The following is a 10,224-nucleotide window of genomic DNA, read 5'->3' as shown; positions in this document are numbered from 1 at the left end:
ACGCAGACGCGAAGACGGCTGAGCCTCGACTTTGACCGGGGGGTGCTGCTCGCGCGCGGCGTCGCCTACCCCGCGGCCGAGCTGCGCGCCCTGGTCGCGGCCACTCGGACCTTCCCGGGCACCGCGCAGCTGCTCAGTTTCCAGTTTCCCACGGGCGCGGTGGACGTGCAGGTCTCCGGCTTCACGCCGACGGCCGAGAGCCGGGCCAGGAACGCCGCCCTGGCCGCCTTCGTGCGGCAGTGGCTGCCGATCCCCGAGGCCGCCGAGGTGCCGCAGCGCACCGGGCTCAGCCTGAATCACTCCGCGATCGGCAAGCAGGAGGCGCTCGCGATCCTCAGCCGCTAGGCCCGGCGCTGCCCGGGGCCGTGTCTCAGCGACCCGCGAGGGCTGCGTCGTCGAGCAGGACCTCCCCGAGCGGGGTGCCAACGAGCAGGGACAGCCCCGGCGCTCCCCCGGGCAGCACCTCGAGCTCGATGTCTGCCGCGTCCAGCTGCCCCGCCAGCTCCGCCGCCCGCGGGTGCGTGCCCCACAGGCCAAGCAGGCGGAGCGCCGGCTCCGTCGTGCCCGCCGGGTGGGCGCTTGCCAGCCAGTCGATGGCGAAGGGCTCCACGCGGGTTGGGACGCCCTCCGGGGAGGGCAGCAGCCGCCAGCTCAGCAGTGTGCCGTCCGGGGTTTTGCGGCTCATCCCGATCTCCGGCTCGGGCTCGATCCCGGCCTCGCGCAGCAGGTCGGCGTGCTCGGCGAGCGAATCGGGGCGCACGCAGAACGTGGCGATGCCGATCTCGGCCCGAGTCTTCACCCCGAAGGCGTCCCGGTCAGCCGGAGCCGTCCGGTCGGAGCGCGGCCCGATCAGTTCGAGGGAGCGCAGATCGGGCTCGCCCGGCACGGTGAGCCGGATGAGCGCGTTCTCCGTGCCGGTGTCGTGTCGGCCGCCGGGCTGGGCCGTGACCCCGGTCAATTCAGCCACCCGGGCGACCACCGCCGAGAGGGAACGACCGGCGATCACCACGTGATCGAGGGTGGACGGAAAGCTGGGGTGGGTGGGGCGCGTCATCCCTCCATGCTCCGGCACCGGCCTCGTCTTGTCGAGCGCGGGGTCCCCCGGCGTCATCCGGGGGAGTCGCGCCCGGGCCGGAGCCTGCCGGTAGAGTGGGGGAATCATGGTAGAACTCGATCTCAGCTCCCGCATTCGCAGCGTCCGCGCGACCTTCCAGGACATCGCAACGGTGCTCGATGTCCCCAAGCTCGAACGGGAGATCGCCGAGCTTGAGGAGCAGGCCGCCGCTCCGGACCTCTGGGACAACCCCGAGGCCGCGCAGCGGGTGACGAGCAGCCTGAGCCACACTCAGGCTCAGCTCGGCCGGATCCGGACGGTGGAGAACCGGCTCGATGACCTCGACGTGCTCATCGAGCTGGCCGAGGACGAGGGCGACGAGGACAGCGCGGTCGAGGCGACCGCCGAGCTCGCCGCCATCGAGGCGGTCGTGGCGACCCTTGAGGTGCAGACGCTCCTCGGCGGAGAGTACGACAACAACCCCGCGGTCATGACCATCCGCGCGGGCGCGGGCGGCGTGGACGCGGCGGACTTCGCCGAAATGCTCCAGCGGATGTACCTGCGCTGGGGCGAAAAGCACAAGTACACGGTCACCGTGCTGGAGACGAGCTACGCGGAGGAGGCGGGCATCAAGTCCACCACCCTGCAATTCGACGCCCCCTACGCCTTCGGGACGCTCTCGGTCGAGGCCGGGACGCACCGCCTGGTGCGAATGAGCCCCTTCAACTCCGCGGGGAAGCGCCAGACGAGCTTCGCCGCGGTCGAGGTGATCCCGCTGATGCCCGAGACCGAAGTTATTGACATCCCCGAGAACGACATCCGCGTTGATGTCTACCGCTCCTCGGGCCCCGGCGGCCAGTCCGTGAACACGACCGACTCCGCCGTTCGGATCACCCACCTGCCCACGGGAACGGTCGTCTCGATGCAGAACGAGAAGAGCCAGATCCAGAACCGGGCGGCCGCGCTCCGCGTGCTCCAGTCCCGACTGCTCATCCTGCAGCGCGAGCAGGACGCTGCGAAGAAGAAGGAGCTCGCCGGAAATATCACGGCGAGCTGGGGCGACCAGATGCGCAGCTACGTGCTCGCGCCCTACCAGATGGTCAAGGACCTCCGCACCGACTTCGAGGTCAACAACCCCCAAAACGTCTTCGACGGCGATATCGACGGCTTCATCGCGGCGGGCATCCGCTGGCGCGCGCTGCCGAACGACTAGGGCGGGGCTCCCAACTCTCCCCGGGTGTGGCCTGAAGCGGAGCGAGCTCAGCCCGGGCGGAGGTTCCGGCTCTCCCGCGAGTCGGAGCGGGGAAAGCGGGACGCGTGTTTAGGGTTGGGATGTCATGATTTGGTTCGACGAGGTTACGAAACAGTACCGGGGAACGCAGAAGCCTGCGCTCGACCGGATCAACCTGCGCATCGAGCGCGGGGAATTTGTCTTTATCGTCGGGGCCTCCGGCTCCGGCAAGAGCAGTTGCCTGCAACTGATCCTGCGCGAGGAGCAGCCCACGAGCGGCAGCATCCACGTCCTCGGGCATAACCTGAGCACGATCTCGTCCCGGAAGGTGCCCTACTTCCGGCGCAACCTCGGCGTGGTGTTTCAGGACTTCCGACTGCTCACCAACAAGACGGTGTACGACAACGTTGCCTTCTCGCTCCAGGTGATCGGCAAGTCCCGCGGGTTTATCCAGGAGGCCGTGCCCGACACCCTCGAAATGGTTGGCCTCGGCGGCAAGGGCAAGCGCTTCCCGCACGAGCTCTCCGGCGGAGAACAGCAGCGCGTCGCCATCGCCCGCGCCATCGTGAACAAGCCATCGATCCTGCTCGCCGATGAGCCGACCGGAAACCTCGACCCGAACACGAGCCTCGGCATCATGCAGCTGCTCCAGGCGATCAAGAACGCCGGGACGACCGTGGTCATGGCCACGCACGAGGCCGGCTTCGTCGACGTGATGCAGCAGCGCGTGGTGGAGCTGTCCCAGGGCGTCATCGTCCGTGACGAGCTGGAGGGTGGCTACGGCGCGACCGCGTCCATCCCCGTCACGGTGGACATGGCGACCCAGATCGCCCCGCCCCTGCGCCCGAGCGAGGAAATCATCGCCGCGGCCCTCGCCCCGCGCGAGGACGAGGACGACGAGACCCCGGCCGGCCCCCGCCTCGGCGAGAGCACGGCCGAGCCGATCACGCAGTCCCTGCAGCGCATCGGTGCCCGGCCCGAGCCGACGCCCGTCGCGCCGACCCCGGCGCGTGCGGACGCGGCCCCGGAGCCCGCCGAGGGCGCCCCCGCCGAATCGGAGCCCGCCGCGGGCGACGCCGATTCTGCCGCGGCGACCGCGGAAGACGCCGCGGCGGACGCGCCGCTCACGAAGCCCGCTCCGCCCGGCTCCCCGGACCGAGCGGATCCGCTCGCCCTGTCCGAAACGGGCAGTCTCGCGGAGTCCCTCGGGCTCAGCCGCGATCACCAACGACTTGACGATGAGCAGACGGATGTGGGGCCGGTTCGATGAGAGTAGGACTCGTCCTCGGTGAGGTCTGGAACGGCCTGCGCCGCAATATCTCCGTGGTGATCTCGGTCATCCTGGTGACCTTCGTCTCGCTGACCTTCGTCGGCTCCGCGATCCTCCTGCAGCTGCAGATCGGCCAGATGAAAAACTTCTGGTACGACCGCGCGCAGGTCGCCGTGTACCTCTGCACCGACTTCGACAAGAGCGAAACCTGCTCCGGCACGGACGCGAACGAGGAACAAATTCAGGCGGTGCGCGAGGCCCTCGAGGCGGAGCCCCTCGATTCCTACATCGACGAGTTCTTCTTCGAGGACCACGAGCAGGCATACGCGAACTTCCAGGAGCAGTTCAAGGGCAACCCGGTCGCGGACTACGCGAAGCCCGAGCAGCTGAACCAGACGTTCTGGCTCAAGCTCAGCGACCCCTCGCAGTCCGACATCATCACGGAGACCTTCTCCGGGGTGCCCGGGGTGCAGTCGGTGTCCGATCAGCGCAGCCTGCTCGATCGGATCTTCCTGATCCTGAACACGGCGAGCTACACGGCGCTCGCGGTGGCCGGACTCATGCTCGTGGCCGCCGTGCTGCTCATCTCGACCACGATCCGACTCTCGGCCTACTCCAGGCGACGAGAGATCGGCATCATGCGCCTCGTGGGTGCCTCGAACCGGTTCATCCAGACCCCGTTCATCCTCGAGGGCGTGATCGCCGCGCTCATCGGGGCGGTGCTCGCCAGCGGGGCGACGATCGCGATCGTGAAGTTCTTCGTGCAGGGCTTCCTCGTCGAGAATGTGCCCTTCACGAGCTACATCACGGTGCCGCAGGCGCTCATGGTGCCGCCGATCCTCATCGGGGTTGCGGTGCTGCTGTCTGCCCTCGCCGCGAAGGTCGCGATCACGCGCTACCTGCGCGTCTAAGCGGCCTCGCACGGCGCTTAGCGCCCGCGGCCCGCGTTCCGCTACGATTGCGGGGTGCCGGAAGATCTCCGGCCCCGAGTTTCCCGCCCCCGGAGGTGCGACGATGCCAAAAGAAACCGGCAAGAAGGTCGTAGCGTCGAACAAAAAGGCGCGGCACGATTACCTCATCATCGACACCCTTGAGGCGGGCATGATGCTCACGGGGAGCGAGGTAAAGTCGCTCCGGATGGGGCGCGCCTCGCTGACCGACGGCTACGTGTTCATCGAGCGTGGCGAGGCCTGGCTCGACGCCGCGTACATCCCCGAGTACCTGAACGGTTCGTGGACAAACCACGCGCCCCGGCGCAAGCGCAAGCTGCTGCTGCACCGCCAGCAGATCGACAAGCTCTACATGAAGACCCGCGAGGGCGGGTACACGATCGTGCCGCTGCAGATCTACTTCCTCGACGGCCGGGCCAAGGTCGAGATCGCCCTGGCCAAGGGCAAGAAGGAATACGACAAGCGGCAGACGCTCCGTGAGCGCCAGGACCAGCGCGAGGCCGATCGCGCCATCGCGAGCCGCAAGCGCCTCGGCGAATAAACACACCGCAAGCACACTGAAAGCGCCCCGCTGGAGACCAGATCTCCGGCGGGGCGCTTTCGCGTTAGCCGTCGAGTCCGCGCCGGGCGAGCAGCGGGGCGATCTCGGCGTCCCGGCCGCGGAAGTCCCGGTAGGCGTCCAGCGGGTCACGCGAGCCGCCGACGCCGAGCAGGCGTGACCGGAAGCGGTCCCCGTTCTCGCGGGTCAGCCCGCCGTGTTCGCCGAACCACTCCACCGTGTCCGCGTCGAGCACCTCGCTCCAGATGTAGGAGTAGTACCCGGCGCTGTAGCCGCTGGAGAAGACGTGCGCAAAGTAGGCGGAGGAATACCGCGTGGGCACGGCCGGGTTGTCCAGCCCGATCTCGGCGAGCGCCTGCGCCTCAAAGGCGACAGTGTCGCCCACCGCGGCGTCCGGGGCGATCCCGTGCCAGGCCTGGTCGAGCCACGCGGCCGCCAGGTACTCGCTCGTCGCGTGTCCCTGATCGAACGTCTCCGTGGCCCGCAGACGCTCCACGATCGCGGGGTCGAGCGGCTCGCCCGAGTCGATGTGCCGGGCGTAGGACTCCAGGACCTCCGGCCAGAGGATCCACATCTCGTTCACCTGGCTGGGGAACTCCACGAAGTCGCGGAAGACGTTCGTGCCGGAGAAGCTCGGGTACGTGACCCGCGCGAAGAGGCCGTGCAGCGCGTGACCGAACTCGTGGAAGAGGGTGTTCACCTCGTCGAGGGTGAGCAGCGTGGGCTCCCCGGCTCCGGGCCGGGCAACGTTGAGGTTATTGACCACGACCGGGAGCCCGCCCCGGAGCTCGGACTGGCTGACCAGGTGGTTCATCCAGGCCCCGCCGCGCTTCGCGTCCCGGGTATAGAGGTCGAGCACGAACAGCCCAACGGGCGAGCCATCGGCCTCGCTGACCTCGAAGACTCGCGCGTCCGGGTGATAGGCGGTGAGGTCGTCGCGCTCGGCAAAGGAAATCCCGAAGAGCGCGCTGGCGGCGAAAAAGACGCCGTCCTGGAGCACGCGCTCGGCCTCGAACCAGGGCCGGAGGGCGGCTGAATCGAGGTTGTAGCGGGCCTGCCGCACCCGCTCCGTCGCGTAGGCCCAGTCGTGCGCCTCAAGCGCGTACGGCTCCGGCTCAGTCTCGTCGATGATCGCTTGCCGGACCTCCTGCTCGGCGCGGGCGTTGCGCGCGGCCGGGCCTGCGAGGCGGCGCAGCAGCTCGGTGACGCGCTCCGGGGTGCCCGCGGTCTCGTCGGCGGCCACCGCGGCGGCGTGCGATTCGAAGCCGAGCAGGGCGGCCCGCTCGGCGCGGAGCGTGACGATCTCGCGGAGCACTGCCCCGTTGTCGTTGGCGTTCCCGCGGGAGGCCCGGGACCGGGACGCGTCCATGAGGCGTCGACGGCTCTCCCGGCGGCGCAGCGAGGCCAGGTAGGGGTGGCCGGTAAACAGCGGCAGGGTCACGAGGAACCCGCCAGAGCCGCGCTCCTCGGCGGCGCGGGCGGCCGCGGACAGCTCACCCGGCGCGAGCCCGTCGAGCTCCTCGGCGGAGTCGAAGTGAACGGCGAGGTCGTTCGTGTCGGCGAGGAGGTTCGACTCGAAGGTCGTCGACAGGGTGGAGAGCCGGGTGTTGAGCTCGGTGAGCCGGGCCTTCGCCTCGTCGTCGAGACCGGCGCCCGCGAGGCTCATCACGCGGAAGGTGCGCTCCACCAGGTACTGGGACTCCGGATCGAGGCCCAGCTGCTCCCGCTGGTCATGCAGCGTGCTGACGCGCCAGAACAGGGCGCCGTCGAGCTGGATCGCGTCCCCGTGCGCCGACATGAGCGGGGCAAGCTCCTCGTCGATCGCCTGGATTTCCGGGGTGGCATCGGCGGCGCTCACCGTGTAAAAGGCGTGGGCCACCCGTTCGAGCAGGGCCCCCGAGCGTTCCAGGGGCAGCATCGTGTTCTCGAAGGTCGGCATCGAGCGCACGCGGGTGATCGCGGCTACCTCCGCCAGCTGCTCGGCGAAGGCCGCCTGGAACGCGGGCAGATAGTGCTCGGCCCGGATGCTCGCGTAGTCGGGAAGCCCGTAGGGCAGCGTCGAGGGGACCAGGAGCGGATTCAGCGGGGCGGAGTTCATGCCCAGAGCCTAACGGGGCGACCGCCCGGGAGGAAGGCCTCGCCGCCGCGCACGGCCGGCCGTGAGCGCTCGCCCAGTGGCGACCCCGGACCGCCGCCCGCCGACGCGAGCCCCGGCCGGGTGGGATCGTTCGGGCCCCGTCGGCAGAGATGCCCTAGGATCGAGCCATGACGCAACAGCAGGGATTTTCGCTCGCCGACGGGGGAATCGAAACCGATCTGATCGGGCGTCTCGGCCAGGACCTGCCCGAGGAAGCCAGTTTCGTCCTCCTGGACACGGTCGAGGGCCGAAACGCCCTCGCGGACTACTTTCGCGGCTATCTCGACGTCGCCGCCGAGTTTGGCACGCCGCTCGTGCTGGACACCCCGACCTGGCGGGCGTCGCGCGACTGGGGCGCGCTGCTCGGGGTCAGCGCCGCCGACCTCGACGAGACGAACCAGGACGCCGTCGCCTTCGTGCGTGCGCTCGCCCTGGAGCACGCCCCCGGGGTCCCGCTGACCGTCGCCGGGGTCATCGGACCGCGCGTTGACGACTACGTGGCCTGGGAGCGGATGACCGCCGCAGAGGCGCGGCGCTACCACGCGCCGCAGGCTCTCTCGCTCGCCGCGGCCGGGGCCGACCACCTCGTCGGGACCACCATGTTTGATGTTGCCGAGGCGACGGGTGTGGCCCTCGCCGCCCGCGACGCCAGAATCCCGGTCGTCGTCTCGTTCAGCGTGAACGCGGCGGGCCTGCTGGAGGACGGGGCCAGCATCGCCCAGGCCATTGCGGCCGTGGACGCGGCAACCGAGGCGGGGCCGCTCTGCTACCAACTGAACTGTGCGCACCCGGACGAGGTGCGCCGGGGGCTGGGCGGCGAGGCGGTCCTGCATCGCATCGGCGCCCTGCGCCTGAACGCCGCACGAGCCGACGCCGAGGAGGACGCGGCCGATACCCCGGAGGAGTTCTCCCGGCGGGTGCTCGACCTGACGGCTCAGCTGCCCGAGGTGCGGATCATTGGCGGGTGCTGCGGCACCGATTCCCGGCACGCTCGGAGCACCGCAGCGCGCTTCGCGGCCGTCGAGCGCTCCCGGGCGGGCACACCCCGGAGCTGAACAAACCCCGGGGGCTTCCGGCGATCACGGCGTCGGTCGCTAGAGTAGACGCGTGACTGATTATCAGAATGACGAAACCGCCGCCCGCAACCAGCGCATGTTGCCCTGGCTGATCACGGCAACCGTTTCCGTCATCGCGATCATCACCGCGATGGTGTTCGTGACCCTCGTGAAGGCGGCGGATCAGGTCGAGAGCGAACTCGGCGCCGGGCAGACCCAGTCTCCGGCCCCCGAGACGAGCGAGACCCCCAAGCCCGCCGAGACCCCCGACCCCGAGGAGAGCGAGAAGCCCACCGAGGAAAGCACGGAAGTGCCCAAGGTCGAGGTCGGCCCAACGGGCAACACCGTCATCGCCCCCTGGGGCGTGTCGCTGGACCTGTCGACCCAGCTCGGGTACACCCGCTGGTCGATCCCCTCCGGGGAGGAGCTGTTGTTCGAGTTCCCGCTGGCCCAGGAGCTGCCGGACTCGTGCAGTGCGTCCCGGACCGGATGGGGGTTCGCCCGGGTGGATCAGGCCGTGCCGGGGAGCTACGCCGCCGGGGGACAGCACTACACCCTGCTCAAGCCCGCCGCGTGCTCCGCCGACAAGAAGCTCTACGACCAGCTCTGGGGGCTGACCGACGCGGCGATGCGTTCGATCAAGCCGGTGTAACCGCCCGGGCCTCTCGTCCCCGCCCGCCCCATCGGAAACGCGAACGCCGCCGGCCGCCCGGATCCGCTAGGCTGGCGACACAATCGAATACTCGGCCGTCTCAGCCGCCGCGGGAGAGTCGCCTCGTGCGACACCGAAGGAGCAAGCCTCCCCGCTAATCTCTCAGGTCAACGTACCGCGGTAGCCAGGCCACTCTGAAAAGCGGAACGCAACCGTTCCCGCCCAAGGTGAAAGCACGCTCTCGAGCGCGTGAAACTCTCAGGCATCGATGACAGAGGGGGAGTTCGCGGTTCGGCGCCCAGCCGGACCCGGTCATCTGATCGGAGAACTCCTGTGACGGAACGAGTGAGTCCCCTGCACGCGGTGCACGAGGCCGCCGGCGCCACCTTTACCGACTTCGCGGGCTGGCAGATGCCGGTTCGCTACGCGAGCGATCTCGACGAGCACCACGCGGTGCGCCGGAGCGCCGGGATCTTCGACATCTCGCACATGGCCGAGATTCGCGTCAGCGGCACCGAGGCCGCGGCGATGCTCGACTACGCCCTCTGCGGGCGACTCTCGGCCACCACGATTGGGCAGGCGAAGTACTCGATGCTGCTCTCCGAGCGGGGCACCGTCCTCGACGATCTCGTCGTGTACCGCCTCGCCGAGGACGCTTTCCTCGTGGTCGCCAACGCCGGCAACCACGACGTCGTGCTCGCCGAGCTGACGGCCAGGGCCGAGGGCTTCGCGGTCGACGTCGCCGACGAATCGGCGGAGACCGCCCTCATCGCGGTGCAGGGTCCCCGCGCCGTCGAGGTGCTGAGCACCCTCGCCGAACTGGAGCCAGAGACCCCATTCGCCGAGCTTGGCTACTACCGGGCCACCCCCGCGAGCTACGCGGGCACCCCGGTGCTCATCGCGCGCACCGGCTACACCGGCGAGGACGGCGTGGAGGTGTACCTGCCGGGCGCTGAGGCCGTGTCCTTCTGGACGGCCATCCTGGCGGCCGGGGACGCCCTCGGCGCGGGGACCGTGGTGCCGGCCGGGCTGGCCGCGCGCGACACCCTGCGCCTCGAAGCGGGGATGCCGCTCTACGGGCACGAGCTGAGCGCGGAGATCGTGCCCGCCCAGCTCGGCATGGCGAAGATCGTCGTCCTCGGCAAGGCCGGCGACTTCGTCGGCCGCGCCGCCACCGAGGCGGGCGAGCACCCGGATCGCCGGATCCTCGTCGGCCTGCGCGCGGAGGGCCGCCGGGCCGCACGCGCGGGCGCTGCGCTCTTCGCCCCCGGCGATCCCGAGAACGCCGAGCCAATCGGCGTCGTCACGAGCGGGGT

The 10,224-nt window shown here is 69.8% G+C and carries 10 protein-coding genes and 2 riboswitches; of the genes, 8 read left to right on the top strand and 2 right to left on the bottom strand.

The window, feature by feature from the left end:
• A partial coding sequence (locus OOT08_RS04345) for a hypothetical protein (protein ID WP_325091343.1) occupies window positions 1-345 on the top strand: 345 nt, incomplete at its 5' end.
• Window positions 346-370: 25 nt separating this feature from the next.
• On the opposite strand, the gene OOT08_RS04340 is transcribed toward OOT08_RS04345, so the two are convergent.
• The gene (locus tag OOT08_RS04340) at window positions 371-1,054 is read right to left on the bottom strand and encodes a VOC family protein (protein WP_325091342.1); all 684 of its coding nucleotides are present in this window, start codon (window positions 1,052-1,054) and stop codon (window positions 371-373) included.
• Between the two features lie 106 nt (window positions 1,055-1,160).
• Here OOT08_RS04340 and prfB point away from each other — a divergent pair, with 106 nt between their 5' ends.
• From prfB to smpB, 4 genes are all read left to right on the top strand, one after another.
• Window positions 1,161-2,267: a peptide chain release factor 2 gene (prfB, locus tag OOT08_RS04335; RefSeq protein WP_325091341.1), complete on the top strand. Its 1,107-nt coding sequence runs from the start codon at window positions 1,161-1,163 to the stop codon at window positions 2,265-2,267.
• A gap of 124 nt (window positions 2,268-2,391) precedes the next feature.
• Complete coding sequence (ftsE, locus tag OOT08_RS04330; protein WP_325091340.1) at window positions 2,392-3,555, top strand: cell division ATP-binding protein FtsE; 1,164 nt, start codon at window positions 2,392-2,394, stop codon at window positions 3,553-3,555.
• The gene (gene ftsX, locus OOT08_RS04325; protein WP_325091339.1) at window positions 3,552-4,466 is read left to right on the top strand and encodes a permease-like cell division protein FtsX; all 915 of its coding nucleotides are present in this window, start codon (window positions 3,552-3,554) and stop codon (window positions 4,464-4,466) included. Before ftsE ends, ftsX begins: the two co-directional genes overlap by 4 nt.
• Before the next feature lie 103 nt (window positions 4,467-4,569).
• Window positions 4,570-5,046, top strand: a complete 477-nt coding sequence (smpB, locus tag OOT08_RS04320) for an SsrA-binding protein SmpB (RefSeq protein WP_325091338.1) — start codon at window positions 4,570-4,572, stop codon at window positions 5,044-5,046.
• 64 nt (window positions 5,047-5,110) lie between these two features.
• Here the strand turns inward: smpB and OOT08_RS04315 are convergent, their stop codons facing one another.
• Window positions 5,111-7,162: a M3 family metallopeptidase gene (locus OOT08_RS04315; RefSeq protein ID WP_325091337.1), complete on the bottom strand. Its 2,052-nt coding sequence runs from the start codon at window positions 7,160-7,162 to the stop codon at window positions 5,111-5,113.
• A 167-nt stretch (window positions 7,163-7,329) separates the two neighbouring features.
• Here OOT08_RS04315 and OOT08_RS04310 point away from each other — a divergent pair, with 167 nt between their 5' ends.
• The 3 genes from OOT08_RS04310 to gcvT all read left to right on the top strand — a co-directional run.
• Window positions 7,330-8,256, top strand: a complete 927-nt coding sequence (locus OOT08_RS04310; RefSeq protein ID WP_325091336.1) for a homocysteine S-methyltransferase family protein — start codon at window positions 7,330-7,332, stop codon at window positions 8,254-8,256.
• Between the two features lie 52 nt (window positions 8,257-8,308).
• The gene (locus tag OOT08_RS04305; protein WP_325091335.1) at window positions 8,309-8,908 is read left to right on the top strand and encodes a hypothetical protein; all 600 of its coding nucleotides are present in this window, start codon (window positions 8,309-8,311) and stop codon (window positions 8,906-8,908) included.
• Window positions 8,909-9,008: 100 nt separating this feature from the next.
• Window positions 9,009-9,096, top strand: a riboswitch (glycine riboswitch).
• Window positions 9,097-9,193: riboswitch (glycine riboswitch) on the top strand.
• A 48-nt stretch (window positions 9,194-9,241) separates the two neighbouring features.
• Window positions 9,242-10,224: glycine cleavage system aminomethyltransferase GcvT (gene gcvT, locus OOT08_RS04300; protein WP_325091334.1), on the top strand; the 983-nt coding region annotated here is incomplete at its 3' end.

Origin of the sequence: Leucobacter sp. M11 (assembly GCF_035726885.1) — a bacterium.
Classification (GTDB): domain Bacteria; phylum Actinomycetota; class Actinomycetes; order Actinomycetales; family Microbacteriaceae; genus JAPFRB01.
Note: the sequence above shows the minus strand (reverse complement) of the source record. Positions and strands in the feature narration are given on the sequence as shown.